The 19,288-nt window shown below is 62.4% G+C and carries 19 protein-coding genes and 1 pseudogene; 9 read left to right on the top strand and 11 right to left on the bottom strand.

The window, feature by feature from the left end; all coding sequences use genetic code 11:
• Positions 1–48: 48 nt before the first annotated feature.
• The 3 genes and pseudogenes from phnX to C5F71_RS01220 form a co-directional block, all read right to left on the bottom strand.
• Complete coding sequence (phnX, locus tag C5F71_RS01225) at positions 49–876, bottom strand: phosphonoacetaldehyde hydrolase (protein WP_029298397.1); 828 nt, start codon at positions 874–876, stop codon at positions 49–51.
• A 32-nt stretch (positions 877–908) separates the two neighbouring features.
• Positions 909–995, bottom strand: a pseudogene (locus C5F71_RS29165) (outer membrane lipoprotein carrier protein LolA); the annotation flags it as partial.
• Positions 976–2,100, bottom strand: coding sequence for a 2-aminoethylphosphonate--pyruvate transaminase (locus C5F71_RS01220; protein WP_029298395.1), 1,125 nt, complete (start codon positions 2,098–2,100; stop codon positions 976–978). The pseudogene C5F71_RS29165 and the gene C5F71_RS01220, both read right to left, overlap by 20 nt.
• Positions 2,101–2,212: 112 nt before the next feature.
• On the opposite strand from C5F71_RS01220, the gene C5F71_RS01215 reads away from it, so the two are divergent.
• The gene (locus C5F71_RS01215) at positions 2,213–3,073 is read left to right on the top strand and encodes a LysR substrate-binding domain-containing protein (RefSeq protein WP_104910414.1); all 861 of its coding nucleotides are present in this window, start codon (positions 2,213–2,215) and stop codon (positions 3,071–3,073) included.
• 189 nt (positions 3,074–3,262) lie between these two features.
• Here C5F71_RS01215 and C5F71_RS01210 read toward each other — a convergent pair whose 3' ends face one another.
• Entirely contained in the window at positions 3,263–4,138 is an 876-nt protein-coding gene (locus C5F71_RS01210) for a LysR substrate-binding domain-containing protein (protein WP_070995494.1), read from the bottom strand.
• Positions 4,139–4,403: 265 nt separating this feature from the next.
• Between C5F71_RS01210 and C5F71_RS01205 the strand changes: the two genes are divergently transcribed.
• Positions 4,404–5,726, top strand: a complete 1,323-nt coding sequence (locus C5F71_RS01205; RefSeq protein WP_104910413.1) for an MFS transporter — start codon at positions 4,404–4,406, stop codon at positions 5,724–5,726.
• Positions 5,727–5,844: 118 nt separating this feature from the next.
• Complete coding sequence (locus C5F71_RS01200; protein ID WP_092239038.1) at positions 5,845–6,552, top strand: YebC/PmpR family DNA-binding transcriptional regulator; 708 nt, start codon at positions 5,845–5,847, stop codon at positions 6,550–6,552.
• A 369-nt stretch (positions 6,553–6,921) separates the two neighbouring features.
• Here C5F71_RS01200 and C5F71_RS01195 read toward each other — a convergent pair whose 3' ends face one another.
• Genes C5F71_RS01195 through C5F71_RS01180 form a run of 4 tightly spaced genes read right to left on the bottom strand, consistent with a single transcriptional unit; the run spans position 6,922 to position 10,636 of the window.
• A complete protein-coding gene (locus C5F71_RS01195) occupies positions 6,922–8,226 on the bottom strand; it encodes a leucine-rich repeat-containing protein kinase family protein (protein WP_104910412.1) in 1,305 nt (434 codons plus the stop codon).
• A gap of 35 nt (positions 8,227–8,261) precedes the next feature.
• On the bottom strand, positions 8,262–9,374 hold the full coding sequence (zapE, locus tag C5F71_RS01190) for a cell division protein ZapE (protein ID WP_104910411.1): 1,113 nt from the start codon (positions 9,372–9,374) through the stop codon (positions 8,262–8,264).
• Between the two features lie 12 nt (positions 9,375–9,386).
• Positions 9,387–10,133, bottom strand: a complete 747-nt coding sequence (locus C5F71_RS01185) for an anti-sigma factor (protein ID WP_104910410.1) — start codon at positions 10,131–10,133, stop codon at positions 9,387–9,389.
• The gene (locus C5F71_RS01180; protein ID WP_104910409.1) at positions 10,130–10,636 is read right to left on the bottom strand and encodes a sigma-70 family RNA polymerase sigma factor; all 507 of its coding nucleotides are present in this window, start codon (positions 10,634–10,636) and stop codon (positions 10,130–10,132) included. Before C5F71_RS01180 ends, C5F71_RS01185 begins: the two co-directional genes overlap by 4 nt.
• A gap of 218 nt (positions 10,637–10,854) precedes the next feature.
• Between C5F71_RS01180 and C5F71_RS01175 the strand changes: the two genes are divergently transcribed.
• From C5F71_RS01175 to C5F71_RS01160, 4 genes are all read left to right on the top strand, one after another.
• Positions 10,855–12,459 carry an amino acid adenylation domain-containing protein gene (locus C5F71_RS01175; RefSeq protein ID WP_104912578.1) on the top strand — a complete coding sequence of 535 codons (1,605 nt, stop codon included), beginning with the start codon at positions 10,855–10,857 and terminating at the stop codon, positions 12,457–12,459.
• Positions 12,456–13,748, top strand: coding sequence for a hypothetical protein (locus tag C5F71_RS01170; protein ID WP_169874531.1), 1,293 nt, complete (start codon positions 12,456–12,458; stop codon positions 13,746–13,748). Before C5F71_RS01175 ends, C5F71_RS01170 begins: the two co-directional genes overlap by 4 nt.
• A 163-nt stretch (positions 13,749–13,911) precedes the next feature.
• Entirely contained in the window at positions 13,912–14,994 is a 1,083-nt protein-coding gene (locus C5F71_RS01165; RefSeq protein ID WP_104910407.1) for a catalase family peroxidase, read from the top strand.
• A complete protein-coding gene (locus tag C5F71_RS01160) occupies positions 14,991–15,527 on the top strand; it encodes a cytochrome b (RefSeq protein ID WP_104910406.1) in 537 nt (178 codons plus the stop codon). The genes C5F71_RS01165 and C5F71_RS01160 overlap by 4 nt, the downstream gene beginning before the upstream one ends.
• On the opposite strand, the gene C5F71_RS01155 is transcribed toward C5F71_RS01160, so the two are convergent.
• On the bottom strand, positions 15,473–16,690 hold the full coding sequence (locus C5F71_RS01155; RefSeq protein ID WP_104910405.1) for an MFS transporter: 1,218 nt from the start codon (positions 16,688–16,690) through the stop codon (positions 15,473–15,475). The two genes, C5F71_RS01160 and C5F71_RS01155, sit on opposite strands and share 55 nt — an antisense overlap.
• Positions 16,691–16,787: 97 nt before the next feature.
• Between C5F71_RS01155 and C5F71_RS01150 the strand changes: the two genes are divergently transcribed.
• Positions 16,788–17,243 carry a helix-turn-helix domain-containing protein gene (locus tag C5F71_RS01150; RefSeq protein ID WP_029298367.1) on the top strand — a complete coding sequence of 152 codons (456 nt, stop codon included), beginning with the start codon at positions 16,788–16,790 and terminating at the stop codon, positions 17,241–17,243.
• 22 nt (positions 17,244–17,265) lie between these two features.
• Here C5F71_RS01150 and C5F71_RS01145 read toward each other — a convergent pair whose 3' ends face one another.
• Positions 17,266–18,417, bottom strand: coding sequence for a M14-type cytosolic carboxypeptidase (locus C5F71_RS01145; protein ID WP_104910404.1), 1,152 nt, complete (start codon positions 18,415–18,417; stop codon positions 17,266–17,268).
• A gap of 101 nt (positions 18,418–18,518) precedes the next feature.
• On the opposite strand from C5F71_RS01145, the gene C5F71_RS01140 reads away from it, so the two are divergent.
• Positions 18,519–18,731 carry a hypothetical protein gene (locus C5F71_RS01140; RefSeq protein ID WP_133714916.1) on the top strand — a complete coding sequence of 71 codons (213 nt, stop codon included), beginning with the start codon at positions 18,519–18,521 and terminating at the stop codon, positions 18,729–18,731.
• Between the two features lie 166 nt (positions 18,732–18,897).
• Here the strand turns inward: C5F71_RS01140 and C5F71_RS01135 are convergent, their stop codons facing one another.
• Complete coding sequence (locus C5F71_RS01135; protein WP_029298363.1) at positions 18,898–19,245, bottom strand: DUF6124 family protein; 348 nt, start codon at positions 19,243–19,245, stop codon at positions 18,898–18,900.
• Positions 19,246–19,288: the final 43 nt, after the last annotated feature.

Genomic DNA, 19,288 nt, shown 5'->3' with positions numbered 1-19,288 from the left:
CCTGTTGTGCAAGGTTTGCCCGAGTGAGGGGCGATGTATTGATCTCGATCAGGCAGCTTGCGGCATTTCACCGCGGGCCAGGCGCTGATTGATGTCGGCGATCACGCCGGGCAGGTCGGTGATGGTGTCGATCAGGTAGTGCGGGCGCGAGCCGGCGAACAGAGTTTCGATGCGCTTGCGCTCGCTGGCCAGTGTCGCCGGGTCCAGCGCACGGAACTGCTCGTAGGTCAGGCCCAGGGCGTTGCCCGAGCAGGTCAGCGCCACCGTCCACATCCCGGCGCGACGGCCTTCGAGGATGCCCGGCACGGTGTCGTCGATCTTCACGCAGGCCGCCACATCATCGATGCCCAGGGCAATCACGTTGGCCAGGGCCTGGGCGGGCCATGGGCGGCCATTGGGTACTTCGTCGGTGGCGACGACGTGGTCGGCGATGTAGCCGTTGGTGGCAGCCAACTCGACCACCTTGTCCATCACTTGCTTGGGGTAGCCCGAGCAGGAACCGATCTTGATCCCTTGCGCACGCAGTGCGGCGATGGTCTCCAGGGCGCCGGGAATCAGCGCCGAGTGCTCGGCGATCTTCTCGATCTGCAGCGGCATGAAGCGCTCGTAGATGGCGGTCACGTCAGCGTCGGTCGGCGTACGGCCGAAGGCTTTGCGATAGCGCTCGGCCACTTGCGGCTGATCACACAGGGTGCGGATGTGGTCCCACTTGCCCATGCCCATCGGGCCACGGGCTTCTTCGATGGACACCTGGACGTCGAACTCGGCAAACGCCTCGACAAAAATCTGCGTGGGGGCGAATGAGCCGAAGTCGACCACGGTGCCGGCCCAGTCAAGGATGGCGGCCTGCAGGGTGTTGGGGTTCTGATAGTTCATGGTAAAAATCCTATGGCTAATGGGGCGTTTTTTGTAGGAGCGAGCTTGCTCGCGAAAAACCTGAGGGCGCCGCTGTGAAGCAGGCCGCCCGCGTTATCGTTAACCCACTTCGCGAGCAAGCTCGCTCCTACACATCTCTTGCAGCGCCTGGGCGATCGCCGCCACTGCCGCTTGCATCTCTGCCTGGTTGACATGGCCGATGCAGCCGACGCGGAAGGTTTCGACCTGGGTCAATTTGCCCGGATACAGAATGAAACCCTTGGCCTTGACCCGCTCGTAGAAGTCCTTGAACTGGTAGCGCGGATCGCTCGGCGCGTGGAAGGTGACGATGATCGGCGCCTGGATCGCGGCGGGCAGGAAGCTGCGCAGGCCCAGTTCGGCCATGCCGTCCAGTAGCGTCTGGCAGTTGGCGGCATAGCGCTGGTGACGGGCCGGCAAGCCACCTTCCTCGTTGTATTGCAGCAGCGCTTCATGCAAGGCGGCCACTACGTGGGTCGGCGGGGTAAAGCGCCATTGGCCGGTCTTGGCCATGTAGGCGTGCTGGTCGAACAGGTCCATGGCCAGGGAATGGCTGTTGCCTTGGGCGGCGGCCAGCGCTTGTTTTTTGGCAAAGACAAAACCCATGCCCGGCACGCCTTCCAGGCATTTACCGGAAGCGGCAATCAGGGCGTCAAACGGCACCTGGGCCGCGTCGATGGGCAGCGCGCCAAAGGAGCTCATGGCGTCGATGATCAGGCGTTTGCCATGGCGCTGGATGACCTGGGCGATCTCCGGCAGCGGGTTGAGGATGCCGGTGCTGGTTTCGCAGTGGATCAGGGCGACATGGGTGATGGTGCTGTCAGCCTGCAACAGCCGATCTACATCAGCGGCGGTGGTGGGCTGGTCTTCGGCGGTCTCGAAGGTGCTGAACGGGCGGCCGAGCACTTCGCAGATCTTCGCCAGCCGCTTGCCGTAGGCTCCGTTGATCAGCACCAGCACCTTGCCATCCCGTGGCACCAGGGTGCCGATGGCGGCTTCGACGGCGAAGGTGCCGCTGCCCTGCAAGGGCACACAGTGATGGCTGTCGCCACCGTTGATGATCGCCAGCAGTTGCTCGCAGAGGCTGGCGGTCAATTGGTTGAAGCGGTCATCCCACGAACCCCAGTCAACCATCATGGCCTGACGGGTGCGGGCGGAGGTGGTCAGGGGCCCCGGTGTGAGCAGGATCGGCGCGGCAGTACTCATTCTCATGTCCTCGCAAAGCAGTGGGATGAAGCTACGGGACATAAATTGCAGTTTGGCTTGTCATCAATCAAATTGTTTGTTGTTATGCCAGCCATCAGTGAGGCCGATAGCTATGAATCTTTTTCAACTCCGCGCATTTGACGCCGTGGCCCGGGACGGCAGCTTTACCCGTGCCGCCGCGCGCCTGTTTATCAGCCAGCCGGCCGTGACCGGGCATATCAAGGCGCTGGAAGAGCACTACCAGATCACCCTGCTGCGACGTACCGCACGGCGGGTCGAGTTAACCGAAGAAGGGATCAAGCTGGCGGCCATCACCCGCAGCATCTTCGGCCAGGTGGATGAAGCGCAGGCCCTGCTGGAAGCCAACCGCCAATTGCTCACCGGGCGCCTGGAAGTGGCGGCGGATGGGCCGCATATGGTCATGCCCATGCTCGCAAAGCTGCGTGCGCGGTACCCGGGGATTACCGTCAACCTGCGCCTGGGCAATGCCCAGGAAACCCTGGCGGCGCTGTTGTCCGAGCACGCGGATGTGGCGGTGTTGACGCAAGTGGAGCCACGCAAGGGCGTGCACCTGCAGCCCTTGAACGAGTCACGTATCTGCGCCTTGGTACCGGCTGGCCACCCGTGGCTGGCGGATCCGGCGGGTATCCGCCTGGAGCAGTTGGACCAGGTGATCATGGTGCTGCGCGAGCCCAGCTCCATCACCCGCCGCACCTTCGACGAGGCCTGTGCCAAGGCCGGCGTACAGCCCAAGGTGTTGCTGGAGCTGGACAGCCGCGAAGCGGTGACAGAAGCGGTGGCCGCCGAACTGGGAGTGGGGGTGGTGTCCTCGGTGGAAGTCAGTCGGGACCCGCGTGTGCATGCGATTCCCATCCATGGCGAGGGACTGCTGAACCACCATATGCTCGGGTGCATGGAGCGGCGTCGGGAGTTACGTTTGATTCAGGCGTTTTTTGAGCTGGCTTCCCATTGACCTGACGATGGGTCAGGTACGCGTGTTGTGGCAATGGGGCTTTTTGTGGCGAGGGGGCTCGTCCCCCGCTGGGCTGCGCAGCAGCCCCAAACCCTGGCGCTGCGGTCTATCTGATAAAACGCGGCGGTCTTATTGGGGCTGCTGCGCACCCCAGCGGGGGACGAGCCCCCTCGCCACACAGGTCGGTGATCAGGTATCCAGGCTCTCGCGGACAATCTCCAGAAAGGTCGCCACCACCCGTCGCGAGCTTTGTTCTTTCAGGCACACCAGTGTTTCCTTCATGCGCTGGGTGCAGTCGCGGATTGGCATGGCATACACCCGGGAGTCTGCACCGAATTCCGAGGCCGAGACTACGCCCACGCCAATCCCTACTACCACCGCTTCACGGGCGGCCTCGCGGCCTTCCACCTGGATCGCCGGGCGAATGCGCAACCCGGCCTGGTGCATCTCCCGTTCCAGGGTCTGACGGGTCACCGAGCCGGTTTCCCGCAGTACCAGGGGCGTGTCGTCCAGGTCCGCCAGGTCGATGAATTCCCGCCCGGCCCACGGGTGGTTGCGTGCAACAAAGGCCAGCATCGGGTCATCGCGCAGCGGGATTGAGAGCAGGCGTTCATCGTCGACGTCGCGCCCCACCAGCGCCAGGTCAGCCTGATAGTTGTGCAGGCGATACAGCGCATCATCGGTGTTACCTGTCTCGATCTTTACCGTGATCCCCGGATAACGTTCGCAAAACTGCGCGATCTGCGGCAGTACATGCACCGGCGCATCCACGGCCAGGGTCAGGCTGCCGGTCTGCAAGGCCTTGGAGTCTTGCAGCAGCTCCTCGGCCTCGGCGGCGACCACAAACAGGCGCTGGGTGATACTCAGCAGGCGTTCGCCCAGGTCGGTCAGGCGCACGGAGCGCTTGTTGCGATGAAACAACAGCACGCCGAAGCGCTCTTCGAGCTTGCGCACCTGGTCGGAAATGGCCGGCTGGGTCAGGAACAGCCGCTCGCCTGCCAGGGTAAAGCTGCCGTGGACCGCTACCGCATGGAAGGCTTTGAGTTGCGCGTGGGAAACCGACATGGCACGACCTCTTACAAGCTGGGCTTATATTTGAAATACGATAAATCGATTTTACCTATTAGTCAGCCATTGCTTTGATAGCCCTCAGTCGCCGTAGGTTGAGTCCTACAACTTCGGCGATCATGGGTCGTTGCGTGCAACCTTGCAGGACTCATCTGACCAGTACCGGCGCCCAGCGACCCGGTACTGCAGTGCAAAACAATAAAAACACAGGCAATTGCTTTTCGATTCTGCCGGCACACTCACACCTGAGGTCAGAACCACCATGAATATCCCTATGGGTAGTATCAAGCGTTGGCGCGTGCAGATTTTCGCCATCACCTGGCTGGCCTATGCCGCCTTCTATTTCACCCGCAAAGCGTTTTCCGTGGCCAAGTTGGGGATCGTCGACGACCCGAGTTTCCCGCTGGACAAGATGATGATGGCCAACCTGGATGGCCTGTACCTGGCGGCGTATGCCGTTGGCCAGTTCACCTGGGGCATGCTCGCCGACCGCTTCGGCCCCAGGGTGGTGTTGGGAGGGTTGGTGATTTCTGCGGCTGCCGCCTTGGTCATGGGCACGTTCGCCACGTTGCCGATCTTCGTCACGTGCATGTTGATCCAGGGCCTGGCGCAGTCCACTGGCTGGTCGGGGCTGTGCAAGAACCTTGGCAGTTTTTTCCCGGCGCAACAGCGCGGGCGGGTGTTGGGCTTGTGGAGCTCGTGCTATGCGTTTGGCGGGTTGGTGGCATCGCCGTTTGCCGGCTGGTGGGCCTATACCCTGATCGGCAGCTGGCACGCGGCATTTATCTCCAGTGCCGCGGTGGTGGCGTTGGTGGCGGTGCTGTTCTTCATTTTCCAGCGCAATACGCCCCAGGACGTCGGCCTGCCGGAAGTGGAGCCTGAGCCGGCAATGAGCGCCGAAGAGCAGGCGGCGGCCAAGAAAATCAGCATCCTTGAGCCGCTGCGCGAGATCTTGCGCAACCGCACGGTGCTGACCTTGGGCCTGGCCTATTTTCTGTTGAAACCGGCGCGCTACGCGATCCTGTTGTGGGGCCCGGTCATCGTCTACGAGCAGATGCCCTCGGTGGGCAAGGTCGGTGCCGCTATTGTGCCCACGGCGTTCGAACTGGCGGGCCTGTTGGGGCCGATCATGATTGGCCTGGCGTCCGACAAACTGTTCGGCGCCCGGCGCATGCCGGCCTGTGTCCTCAGCCTGTTGGCGCTGACGGTGTCGCTGGCGCTGTTCATGGGGGCATTGCATACCGGTAGCGTGCTGTTGGTGATGGCCCTGCTGTTTGTCATGGGCCTGACCCTGTACGGGCCGGACTCGATGATCAGCAGTACGGCGGCGATCGACTTCGGCACGGCCAAGGCAGGTGCGACGGCGGCGGGCTTCGTCAACGGTTGCGGTTCGGTGGGGGCGATTCTCGGTGGCCTGTTGCCGGGCTACTTCGATACGGTGACGGTGTTTATCGTGTTCGCCGGCGCCGCGTTGTTTTCGGCGTTGGTGCTGATGCCCTATTGGAACGCCCGGCCTGCGGTTTTGGCGCAAGTGGGCGACTTTGTGCCGGATCGCTCAGTGGCGATCAAACCCCTGCGCACCTGAGGCACCTGCAACGCTGGCCGGTTTTTTGGTGGAACGAAGGGGTCTTGCCCTATAAACTCTGCGGCCAAAGCGCCGGCCAGTAGACGTCTCGGCGCCACGGATATCAAGAGAGTGAGTCATGGGCGCACAGTGGAAGGTTAAACATAAAGAAGCGGCATCCAATGCCAAGGGCAAGATCTTCGGCAAGCTGGTGAAAGAGATCACCATTGCCGCCCGTAATGGTGCGGACACCGCGACCAACGCCCACCTGCGTCTGGTGGTCGAACAGGCCAAAAAGGCCTCGATGCCCAAGGAAACCCTGGAACGCGCGATCAAGAAAGGCGCGGGCCTGCTGGGCGAGACCGTGCAGTACCATCGCGTGACCTACGAAGGGTTCGCCCCGCACCAGGTACCGTTGATCGTCGAATGCGTGACCGACAACATCAACCGCACCGTGGCGGAAATCCGCGTGGCATTTCGCAAGGGGCAACTGGGGGCTTCGGGCTCCGTGGCCTGGGACTTCAACCATGTGGGGTTGATCGAGGCCTCGCCGGATACCCCGGATGCCGACCCGGAAATGGCCGCCATCGAAGCCGGCGCCCAGGACTTTGAAGAAGGTGAAGAAGAGGGTACGACCCTGTTCATTACCGAGACCACGGACCTGGATGCGGTACAGAAAGCTTTGCCGGAGCAGGGGTTTACCGTGTTGTCGGCCAAGTTGGGCTACCTGTCGAAAAACCCGGTCAGCGGCTTGAGCGACGAGCAGATGGCAGAAGTCGAAGCGTTCCTCGAAGGCCTCGACAACCATGACGACGTGCAAGATATGTTCGTCGGCCTGGCGGGCTGACACCGGCCTTTAATCATGGACGCGGGCTAGTGTGGGAGCGGGCTTGCCCGCGATAGCGGTCGGTCAGTTACACCGCTATCGCGGCATAGGTATCTACACAACTTTCAGAAACTGACGAACTCCCCTGTGGCGAGCGGGCTTGTCGGAACGCCGCATCGCCCGCGCTGGGCTGCGAAGCAGCCCCAATAAGCCGAATGCGTTGTACCAGATACACCGCAGCGGCTGGTTTTGGGGCTGCTTCGCAGCCCAGCGCGGGGCAAGCCCGCTCGCCACAACTGCGCTATCTGCCTGGATCTAGGCGTTGCGGCAAAGTTGTGTAGATACCTATGGCTATCGCGGTCAAGCTAACTCCCACATGTGCATGGCGTTTCAGAGGGAGGACAGCAGTGTCTCGATCTCTTGGAACGCCGGACGCGTGAGCACCTGCGGCTGGCAGCAACTGTCACGCAGCGCCTCCAGCACTTGGCGCTGTTCATCGCTCAAGCCTTCGTCAATGCGCTCCAGCAACTCCCCCAGCAATACCCCGAACGCGCGCACTTCAATGCGCTGCAACGCCCTGGTTTCCAAGGTGTCTGCCGTGGCGTGGAACGATGCCGCGCCAAAGTCCCCGAGCAAGCAATCACCCTCTGCATTGCACAGGATATTGTGGCCATACAGGTCGCCATGGGTAATGCCGTGCCGGTGCAGATGCGCCGCTACGCAGGCGATGCCGCGCGCCATGCGCAATGCCACTTCCAGGCTGAAACGGGTGGCAGGGTCGTAGACGTCCCGGGTGCAGGACGCCAGGCTGGGCAGATCGGCGAGGTTGCGGTAGCTCGGGTCGATCAGGTCCATCACCAGGGCGGCCTGTTCAGTGGGGTGGCCGATCACGCGGCCTTGCACCTTGATCAGGTTGGAATGCAGCCCGGCGGCAATGCAGGCCTGCATTTCGTGCAGCGGCGAACCGTCGCTGGTGATGGTGCCCTTATAGAGCTTGACGGCCACAGGTGCACCCGATGTTCCCCTGAGCGCCTTGCGAATCACCCCTGACGCGCCTTCGCCCAATATTTCGCCCAGTTGCAGTTCAGCCCAGGGAATATTCGGCGTCGCCTCATCATTTACCAGGTCCACCGCGCTTTCCACCGGGTTGCCGGCATAGGCCAGCCAGGTCAGGCGCGGCAGCGTCAGCAGCCATTGTGGCAATTGCGTCAAGCGGTTGGAGGCGATGCGCAGTAGCTCGAGGTTGTGGCACTGGGCCAAGCTCGCCGGCAGTTGCTCCAGGCGGTTGCCCGCCAGCATGAGCTTCTGTAGCAGGGGCCGCTCACCGAGTGCGTCCGGCAAGTGGCTGATGCGGTTATCGGTGAGGATCAACCAGCGCAACTGCGACGGCAGCGCGGCGGCGGGCACATGCTCGATCTGGTTGGCCTTGAAGCCGACCATGCTCAGTTGCTGGCATTGGCCCAGGCACGCTGGCAGTTCGGTGAAGGCGTTGTCCGAGCAAAACAGCACACGCAGGTGGGGCAGGCGGTGCAAGTCGTCCGGCAGGCTGCTCAGGGCGTTGCCGCTCAGGTTGAGGATTTCCAGGGAGTCGGCCAGGTCGAAGATTTCCCGGGGGAACTGCGTCAGGCCGCAGGACAGGTCCAGGCGCTTGATGCCGGCCAGTTGGCCAGCCTTGAGTTGGGCAAGGGTATCCATGAACAGCTTCGGTCACTCGACAAGGGCAAAGGCGCTCATGATAGCGACTTGAGCGCCGGCGAGCTGACTTGTTGCAGCTGGCCCAGGCGGCTGCGGGTGCGGGCCAGGTCAATCGCCTGACCTTGCAGGGCCGTATCCAGTGGCTGTTGGCCCAGCAGTGTGAGGTGCTTGTCCTGGTCGTACAGCACGTCGATCAGGTTGATAAACCGCTGTTGCACGGCAATCGGGCAGTCGTCCAACCGGGGCAGGCCGTCGATGATCCAGTGGTCGAAGTCCTCGCACAGCAGCAGGTAATCCATCACGGCGGTGGGCTGTTCACACAGGTCCTCGAAAGCCAAGGCCAGGCTGCGTGCCTGTTGCCAGCGCACCCGCAGTTGCCGCGAGCCGACCGTCAGCGCCAGGGGCGGGCCATCGGTCGCGGGCAGCCCCAGTTCACGGCGCTGGGCCGGGGTGCCGGGCCACACGTATTGGCCGTGGGTGAAACGCTGCTGCCGGTGGTTTTGCGCCAAGCCGCGGTAGTCCTGGGGCGCGCTGACTTCCATGACGTCCATGCGCGCGCTGATCAGGTCGATCGCCGGCTTGAAGCGCTGGTGGTACAGCGGGTTGGGCAGCAAGCCTTGTGGCGGGTAGTTGGAGGTGACCAGCACCAGGATGCCGCGTTGGAACAGGGCCTTGAACAGCCGGGTGATCAACATCGCATCGCCGATGTCATGCACATGGAACTCGTCGAAACACAGCACCCGGCAGCCGTCTAGTAGCTGGTCCAAGGTCGCGCCCAGGGCATCGGCCTGCTGGCGGTGGGCAAACATGCCCCGGTGCAGGCGGGCGAAAAAGTCATGGAAATGCACGCGCTGTTTGCCGGGCAGCGCCAAGGCCTGGAAAAAACCGTCGAGTAACCAACTTTTGCCGCGGCCGACGGCGCCATGCAGGTACAGGCTGCGGGCCGGGCGGTTGGCTAACAATTGTGCGGTTTGCCGGGCCATGGCATCGATCACCCGCAACTGGCTGGGGCTGAGGGTGTAGCCCTGCTGCCGGGCCTTGTCCGCGAAGAACCGGTGAATGGCTGGCGCGCTATCGGTGGCGGTCTTTTTGCCCAGCAACCGTTTGAGCAAGGTCAGGCGACGGGGGCGGTTATCGTGAAAGGGCATGGCGTTGGCGTCCTAGAACCGTGTGGTTTGCTTGAGCAAGCGCGTGGTCGGTTCGTCCTCTGGGCTGACCATCGCGTAGTTGTAGCCGGGGCTGGACCAGTATTGGGCCTGGAGCCCGTCGGCACTGCGGCTGCCCCGTGGCAGCAAGGTGTTCTGCGGGCCTGGTGGGCGAATATAGAAACTGATGCGCCGGCCTTGTGGGTTCTCGTAGAGCACCATCGCCGCTGCGCCTTGGTCCGTGGTGAGCAGGCGCCCGCTGACGGGGTTGAAGCCGGCCCGGCTCAGGTCTGGCAGGCGATGGGCCTGGGCGAAGTAGCGGTCGAGCCAGGCTTGCATATCGCCGTTGTCGTGGACCTGATAGTCGGCGGGCATGATCTGGTCCTGGGCGAACAGGCGATAGGCCTGCAGGGCATCGGTCATCGGCAGTGCCGTGGTGACAAGCGTGGCCTGCCGCGCTTGCCAGCCCCCCAGGCCACCGAGCCCGACCGCGAGCAACAGCACGGCCGCACTGGCGAATCGACGGCGCGCGTGGCGCTTGAGGCGCTGGCGAATCAGCGCCGGGTCCAGATCGGCGTTGGCCGCAGGCTGGGCGCCAAGGGCCGCGCGCAGGTGCTGGGCATCCTGCTGCCAGGCGTGGACCTGGGCCGCGACCTCGGGGTGCGCGGCGAGCCAGATGTCCAGTTGGCGTCGATCAGGCTCCGTAAGCTGGTGATCGACGTAAGCGTGCAGGTCGCGCTCGCTGGGGGGCAGGCTGATCATTTGAGTCTCCGCAGGGAAGGGCTGGTGATGTCACCGTCGCTGAGTTGGCGCAAGGCCTGGCGCGCGCGGGACAGGCGAGACATCACGGTGCCGACTGGCACCTCAAGAATGTGGGCGACTTCCTTGTAGCTCAAGCCTTCCACCGAAACCCACAGCAGCAGGGCGCGTTGCTCGCTCGTCAATTGGTCAAAGGCTTGCAGGGTCGTCTGGGCGATTACTGTGCGTTCGGCGGACGGCTGCGCGTCATCGCGGCCGGTAAAGAACTCCAGCATTCGCGCGTAGCGCCGGGAGCGGCGGTGTGCATCGAGGAATTGCCGGTAGAGGATCGAGAACAGCCAGGCGCGCAAGTCACCGTCTACGCGTTTGTCGCGCCAATGGACGATGGCCCGCTCAAGGCTGGCCTGCACCAGGTCGTCAGCGCTGCTGGCGTTGCGTGTCAGGGAGACGGCGAAGCGCCGCAGCCTGGGGAGTAGCTCACGCAACTGTTCGTCGAGTTCATGCATGGATGGCCTGCGGCGCGTGTGTGGCAATGGGCTGTGCTCAGGGAGACGCTAGCCAGCAATGGATATTCCATTTGTAGGAAAGATAAATCCAGTGAATGGCCTCGTTCCCTATCGTTTGTAGCCTCTCGCAAGTCTGTAATGTCGTGTCAGTTCCTCAATCAAGCGCCCTGACTGCCCGGTCACTGTGGGGCAGGAGCCAGATGAGGAGTAAGCCTATGATGTCGGCAGCAGCAACGAGTAGTGGGTTTGTCAGTACCAGGGCGCTAGGCCATTTGCCGGCCCAGCAACGCGATACTCTCCAGGCCTGGGGATGCGGTGCGGTCAGCCCATTGCCGTACACCTCTATACACCAGGCCTTTGAGGCACACGCGGCGGCAGCGCCCGAGGCGATAGCCGCCCGCTGGCTGGACCAGAGCATCAGCTATCGGCAGTTGAATCGCCAAGCCAATCGGCTGGCGGCGTACCTGATCGAACAGGGGGTTGTGCCGGGCGACAGTGTGGCACTGTTTGTCGAACGCTCGATCCCCATGCTGGTGGGGATGCTCGCGGTGCTGAAGGTCGGCGCTGCGTATGTGCCCCAGGACGCCCGAATTACCCCACCGGCCCAGTTGGCGATGATCCTTGAGTCGTTGTCGAGCCAGGTGGTGCTGACATTGTCGGGGTTCAAGGAGCGCCTGCCGCTGGCAGCGGATCAGCCGTGCGTGTGCCTGGATGAATTTCTCGCGCAGGCGCCGTGGCCGGCAGAGGACGCAGACCAGAACGTCGTTGTGCCCCGCCCCGGCGACTTGTGTTTTGTATTGTTTACCTCTGGTACCACGGGTCGGCCCAACGGGGTGCAGGTGACCCATCGCAATGTGTGCAACGTGCTGCTGACGGCGCCGGGAAACCTGGGCATGAAGCCGGGCATGATCGTCGGGCAGATTCTCAACATTGCATTCGACATGGCCGCCTGGGAAATTCTCGGCTGCCTGGCCCACGGCGCAACATTGCATATCCGCACCCAGGATATCGGGCAGACGGCGCACCTTTGCCAGGTGCTGATCGCAACGCCTTCAATCCTTGGCACCCTGGACCCCCAACAGTGCCCCGACCTTGAGACGGTAGCCGTGGCGGGTGAGCCGTGCCCACAGGCACTGGCGGACCGATGGGCGGCCCATTGTGTGTTCTACAACGGCTGCGGGCCTACCGAAACCACCATCGTCAACACCCTGCACCGGCACACGCCGGGGGCACCCTTGACCATCGGCACGCCTACGCCCAACAACACCGTGTATGTGCTGGATGAACACGGGCGGGCCTGCGCGCCAGGGGCGGTCGGTGAGATGTGGGCCGGGGGCGACGGGGTGACGGCGGGTTATCTGAACAACCCGCTATTGACCGCGCAAAGTTATTGCCCAGATCCGTTCCTGGGGGCGGGCCGCATGATGTTTCGCACACGGGACCTGGGACGCTGGACCGACAGCGGGGCCCTGGAACATCTGGGGCGAGTGGACGATCAGGTCAAGGTGCGCGGTTTTCGCGTGGAGCTGGATGCGGTTTCAACCACCCTGGAGGCAGGTGGGTCGTGTAGCCGGGCGGTGACGCTGAAGTTCGACAGTCAGCACCTTGTGGCGTTTGTGACGCCGGCCAGTGCGAATGTTCCGGCTGCCAGGCAGTACTGCGCGCAGCGGTTGGCCTACTACTGCGTTCCCGCGTTGATCTTTGCTGTGGAGAATCTGCCGCTGACGGCGCGCGGCAAGATCGACAAGACCTTGCTGCTGCAATGGGCGCGCGACAGCGTCGAGGGGCAGCAACTCGCCCTGCAAGCAGGTGGCCGCCCATGATTGACAGGTTGATGGAAACACCCTTGCCTGCACGGCCTGGTGGGTGGCGACGTTGGTCTGGTGCGCCGCTGTTTTCTCATTACAACCGGCTGGTAGCGCTGGTGCTGGTGGCCAACGGTTGGTTTGCGCTGGCCTGCCTGCAACTGCCTGTTGTGGATGTGCAGGTGGTGTCGCAACTGGTGATGTTCAACCTGGCCCTGGCGATTCTGGTGCGCCAGCAGTACGTGATCAACGGGTTGTTCTGGCTGGCGACGCGGATCCCCGTGACGTGGCCGCTGTGCATCCGTCGCCATGCGGCCAAGGTCTATCACCTGGGGGGGCTGCACAGCGGTGGCGCGGTGGCGGCGACGTTGTGGTTCGCGTTGCTGGTCGGCAGCCAGGGATGGCGTTACCTGCAACAGCCCCACAGCGTTTCGGCGGCGTGGTTGCTGGTCAGTGGGGCATTGTTGGGGATGTTGGTGCTGATGGTGGTGATGGCGCAGCCGTGGATTCGCGGTCGCTTCCATAACGGCTTCGAGCGCGTGCATCGGTTTGCAGGGTGGGCAGCCTTGTTGCTGTTCTGGGCGCAGACGCTGATGGCAGTACCCCAGGGCAGGCTGCTGCATGCCATGGAGTTCTGGGTGTTGCTCCTGCTGAGCCTGAGTATTGCCCTGCCTTGGTTGCGCCTGCGCAGGGTTGCGGTCAGTCATCACCGACCGTCCGACCATGCAATAGTGACCCGCCTGTGCCACACCACGCCGTTTGCCGGCTCGTCCACTGCAATCAGTCTCCAGCCGCTGCTGGAGTGGCATTCGTTTGCCAATATCCCAGCTCCGGGCCAGCCGGGCTTTCGCCTGATTATTTCCCGGGCCGGGGATTGGACGGGGCGCTATATCGACCGCTTGCCATCGCATGTGTGGGTCAAGGGGATTACTACCGCGGGCGTGGCCAACGTCGAGACCTTGTTCAAGTCGGTGGTGTACATCGCCACAGGGAGTGGCATCGGCCCGGTGATGCCGCATTTGCTGGCGGCGCAGGTACCGATCCAACTGGTGTGGTCCACCCGCAGCCCCGCCAAGACCTATGGCGCGCAATTAGTCGCGGAAATTGTGCGGGCACAACCCGATGCGGTGATCTGGGACACCGATGTGCGGGGCAAGCCGGATCTGGTGCAGTTGGCCTACGCTGCCGTGCAAGCCGCAGGGGCCGAAGCGGTGATCTGCATTGCCAACCAGGCCTTGACCCGTCGGGTGGTTGAAGAGATGGAAGCCCGGGGCATACCGGCCTACGGCGCGATCTGGGATTCCTGAGCAACGGTTTGGCACGCCGCCCCGCCAACAGGGGTGGGATGAGTCCGAGAAATAGGACTACTTGCCACTTGTTCTGAAAATACCTACAGCTTCAGGGGAATAAGCCTGCGTCAGCAGCGTCTTATTGCACCTTCCCCTGTGGCCGTGGGCCTCGGAGCATTTCATGGTAGATCACTCATCACCGTCACGCCGGCCGTTGGGGCGTGCAAGCCTGCTGCTGCGCCTGGCCGCTATCGGTGTGGTTGTCGGCGCAGTGGCGGGAGCCTTTGCCTACGTCAATGGCACACTCGACCCACAACGTTTGCGGCCCAAGACTCTGGTCAATGCGCTGGAAACCAACAACGGCGTTCACCCCGGCTACCGACGCAACCATTCCAAGGGCGTGTGTGTCGCGGGCTATTTTGAGAGCGGTCCTACGGCGCGTGCGTATTCCAGTGCGCAAGTGTTCCACGAGGCACGCACTCCGGTGATCGGGCGTTTCGCCTTGCCCAGCGGCAACCCGTATGCCCCCGACAGCAGCGTGCCGATCCGTAGCCTGGCCTTGCAGTTCAGTCAGGCCAACGGCCAGCAGTGGCGCACCGGGATGAACAGCATGCCGGTGTTCCCGGTGGGCACGCCCGAGGCGTTCTACCAGATGCTCAAGGCGGGCGCTCCGGACCCGGCGACCGGCAAGCCGAACCCGGCCAGCATGCCGGCATTTTTTGCCAGCCATCCCGAGGCTGCGCCGTTTCTGGCATGGGTCAAGACCGCCAAGCCTTCGGCCAGTTATGCCACCGAGTCCTACAACGGCATCAATGGGTTTTACCTGATCAACGCCAATGGCCAGCGCCAGGCCGTGCGCTGGGGCGTGGTGCCAATCAGCCAGGACACAAAGGAGGCGGCGGCGCCTGCGGGGGCGGATTTCTTGCAACAGGACCTGGAACAACGCTTGCTCGCCGGCCCCGTGCGCTGGCAATTGCAGATCACCCTGGCCAACCCCGCCGACCCCGTGGATGACGCCAGCAAAGTGTGGGCTGGCGAGCATACGGTGCTCAATGCCGGCACGCTGGTGCTCGACAGCAGCCAGCCGCAACTGAGCGGCGATTGTCGTGATATCAATTTTGATCCGCTGATCCTGCCGAGTGGCATTGAAGCGTCCAACGATCCGCTGCTGGCGGCGCGTTCTGCCGCCTATGCCAGTTCGTATCTGCGGCGTACCGGTGAAGTCAGCCAACTGCACAACGCGGTTCAGGAGTCGAAGCCATGAATGCCCCATCCCGGTTTTTTACCCCGCTGGCGCGCTTGCTGCACTGGCTGATGGCATTGATGGTCATCGCCATGCTGTTTATCGGTGCCGGCATGGTGGCGTCGGTTTCTCAACGGCATGAGTGGCTGCTGCACCTGCACAAGCCTTTGGGTATTGCGATTCTGGCGTTGGTGATCGTGCGCCTGGTGGTGCGTTTTTCGACCCGCCAGCCGCCGCTGCCTTCTGATTTGCCACTGTGGCAGGTGCTGGCGGCCAAGGCGTCTCATCTGCTGCTGTATGGCTTGATGCTGGTGTTGCCGCTGCTGGGTTGGGCGATGATTTCGGCGGCGGGCGACCCGGTGATGCTCTCCAGCACCGTGCAGTTGCCGGCGTGGGTGCCGGCCAATGCCCAGTTGTTTGCGGTGTTGCGCAAGGCCCACGGGTACCTCGCCTATTTACTGTTTCTGACGGTGCTGCTGCATTTGGCGGCGGCGTTGTTTCATGGCTGGGTGCGTCGTGATGGCGTGTTGCAAAGCATGCTGGGCAAGGGCTGAGCACCGAGGGTAAGCCGCCAGTAAACCAGGGCCAGCAGGTTGAAGGCAGCGCCCAGGGCGCACACGCCGAGCCAACCGGCCCAGGCGTACATCATCGTGGCCAGGACCGAGCCCAGGGCGCTGCCTGCCGAGTAGAACAGCATGTAGGCGGCCACCAGCCTGCTCTGTGCATCGGGGCGCACGCTGTAGATCAGGCTTTGGCTGGTGACATGCACGGCTTGCAGGCCGAGGTCGAAGGTAATCACACCGAGCAATAACGCCCATAACGAGGACTGGGTGAAGGCGATGGCCAGCCACGACAGCAGCATCAGCATCAAGGCTGCACCGCTGGTCCACTGGGCGCGGCCTCGGTCGGCCAGGCGCCCGGCATGGGCCGCACCCAGCGCGCCGGCGGCACCGGCAAGGCCGAATAGGCCGATCTGGGTGTGGGACAACGACAATGGCGGGGTGCTCAGCGGCAACACCAAAGGCGTCCAGAGCACGGTGCCAGCGGCAAACGTCAGCAACGCCAGCACTGCACGATCCCGCAGGACTTTTTCCTCGCGCAACAGGCTGAACACCGAGCGCAGTAATTGTCCATAGGAACCCTGCGTACGAGGCTGTTCGGCGGCGGGCAACACACGCCACAGCAACAGTGCCATCAGCAGCGTCAGGCCGGCCGACAACAGGTACACCGAACGCCAGCCGGCCAGGTCCGCCATGATCCCGGATACCGTGCGCGCCAGCAGCAGGCCGACCACGATGCCACTGGTCACCAGGCCGACCACGTGCCCCCGTTGCTCGGGCTGTGCCAGGTGGGCGGCATAGGCCACTAACACCTGGGCCACCACGGCGAGCAGGCCCGTCAGCAGCAGGCCCGCCAGGAACCACGGGCCGCTGCTGGACAGCGCGACCAGCAGAACCGCACAGGTTGAGAGCAGCATCTGGCTGACAATCAAGTGGCGGCGATTGAGCAGGTCTCCCAGCGGCACCAGCAATAACAGGCCGATGCCATAGCCGACCTGGGTCAGGCTGATGACGATGCCGACGGTGGCCGGGTCCATGGCGAACGTGCTGGCCATGGTATCGAGCAGGGGTTGGGCGTAATAGACATTCGCCACCGATAACCCACAGGCAATGGCGAACAGCAGCACGACCGCGCCGCTCAAGGGGGATTTTGGCATGTTGGATGCTCGTTATGGTTTTGAAATGAAACCAGTTGTACGGCAGGTATTCCGGTTTTATATTGCAACTACATTTTTTGTCAGGCAGGCATCATCCATGGTCAAACTCACCCGCTTTGAAACAGCCGAATGCCCGGTCGCGCGCTCATTGGAGGCCATTGGCGATGGGTGGGCGCTGTTGATCATTCGTGATGCCTTTGATGGCATCCGCCGTTTTGGCGAGTTCCAGCGCAGCCTGGGGATGGCCAAGAACATTCTCTCGGCGCGCCTGCGCAACCTGGTGGCCCATGGGATTTTCGAGATCGTCCCAGCCTCCGATGGCAGTGCTTATCAGGAGTATGTGTTGACCGAAAAGGGCAGGGGGTTGTTTGCCGTGATCATTGGGTTACGGCAGTGGGGCGAGGGCTTTTTTTACGCTGAGGGCGAGGCGCACTCGTTGATGCTGGACCGAGAGCACGGGCAGGCCCTGCAGCCCTTGCAAGTACGTGCGGCGGATGGCCGGGTGCTCGGGCCGCAGGAATGTCTGCGGGTGGCGGCGCAATCCGGGGGCTGAATGCCCCCCGGGTTGGCCAGGGTCAGCGCAGTACGTCGACGATATCCGCCACGCTGCTTAGCACGTCCTTGCCCAGTTGCAGCGAGCGTTTGCCGGACCAACCGGTATGCGGCTCGGGTGCATCGTCGTTGTCCTTGAACGGCATTTCCAGGGTCAGGGACAGGCAATCGAACCGCTCGCCCACACTGTTGCACGCCAGGGTCATGTTGGCCTGGCCTGGCAAGTCGCGGGTGTAGCCATGGGTGGTCTGGAAGTCGCGGGTCAGTTCGCTCAAGTGGCTGCGAAAGTGTTTTTCCAGGGCCTCGATACGTGGCGTATAGCCGGGGTTGCCTTCACAACCTGCGGTGAACACGTAGGGGATTTCCTCGTCGCCGTGGATATCCAGGAACAGGTCGACGCCGTATTTCTCCATTTGCTGTTGGACGAACAGCACTTCCGGGCTCTGCTCCTGGCTTGCGCTTTGCCAGGCCCGATTGAGGTCCTGGCCCACGGCGTTGGTGCGCAGATGGCCGTGGAACGCGCCATCCGGGTTCATGTTCGGCACCAGGTAGAGGTCGGCGGCGGCCAGCAGTTTTTTCAGCTCATCATCACCGTCCTGTTGCAGGCGTTCGATGATGCCTTCCATAAACCATTCAGCCATGTGCTCGCCGGGGTGCTGCTGGGCGATGATCCACACTTTGCGCTGCCCCGCACCGCCCTTGCCACGACGCAGCAGGGGGATATCGCGGCCCTCGATGCTTTTGCCAGTTGCCAGCAATTGGGTGCCTGCGCGGTTCAGCGCTCGGTCGATCAACCAGGCGTGACGCTCGCGGCTGTAGGGTTCGAAGTAGGCGAGCCAGGCGTGTTTTTGCTCGGTCTTGAATTCGATGTGCAAGGTTTCGCCATCAAAGCGTGTTGGCACGCGGAACCAGTTGATATGGTCGTAGGATGCCACTGCGTTGTAGCCGCTCCAGGCATGTTTGTAGGAGGACTGGCCGGCGTTGCTCAGGCGAAAGGTATGGGTATGACCGATGTGCATACCTTCGGCCTTGAAGTGGAACCATTGGAAGTGCTGGCTGCGGGTATCGGGTTTGATCGCCAGCAGCGGTTGATGGGCATCGCGGGTGTCGAGCACCTGGATATTGCCGCTGTCGAAATCGCTGCTGATTTTAAGGGAGGTCAAGGCCACGGTCATAGTCTGGTTGCCTGAATATGAGAGATGTGACAGGCAGTTTACACAGGGGCGGGGTAAAGTTTGGGACGCAAATTGTTGCGAAAAAGGAGGGGGCGTCGTCCGTGACGCAGCAGCAGCTTAGAGTCTATGAGATTGATTCTCAAGTGCTAATTTGGAAAGAACCGGACCAGAGCGCTTTCTCGGCTTTCTTTCGGCGATGGTCTTTTGCTACCATGCGCGCCATCAAGCAACACACAGTCTTCATTAGCCTGAAGCCACGCCAGAATAACTGGCAAAAAAAAGACCCGGCCAAAGAGCCGGGTCAAAAACCGTGATTAGCCTGATGAGGAGATATTCCAAGAGTCCGACCTAAGGTCTCTTGGTCTATCGACTGATCTCGCGACCAGCTGCTTGCAATAATAATCATTATCATTTGCAAGTCAAATGTTTTTATCTGCCAGATAGAAATATTTTTCCTTCTGTTCCTGCACGCCTATCTGGTTACGAGGTTTTCCCGCCTGCCAGTTGCAGTGGACGCTCCAGCATGGCCTTGGCCATATCAATTAAATACACCACCGAAAACGCCAGGTCCCGGGTGCCTCCCAGCTTGTTGTTCGCCAGCTCATACGCGATGGCGGCGGCGCTGCGCAGCAAGTCCGACGCGTGGATCAGGGCTTCTTCACTGCTGACGGTGGGGTTGGCCTCGAACCAGGCCATATCGTCCGATGCAGGGTCTGTATCTTCTTTCAAGTAGTAATCCAGTGCGCGTCGAGCTGCGTCGCTGCCCTGCAAGAACTTTATTTCGTCGGTATCAGGTGTACCGTCCAAGTGATCCGGGGTTGTGGTCATGGGGTGGGTGCTCTGGGTGGGAAGGTGAACAGGTACGACTGAT

Source organism: Pseudomonas sp. LG1D9, assembly GCF_002949995.1.
Classification (GTDB): Bacteria; Pseudomonadota; Gammaproteobacteria; order Pseudomonadales; family Pseudomonadaceae; genus Aquipseudomonas; species Aquipseudomonas proteolytica.
The sequence above is the reverse complement of the archived record's forward strand: the minus strand, read 5'-3'. Positions and strand labels throughout refer to the sequence as shown.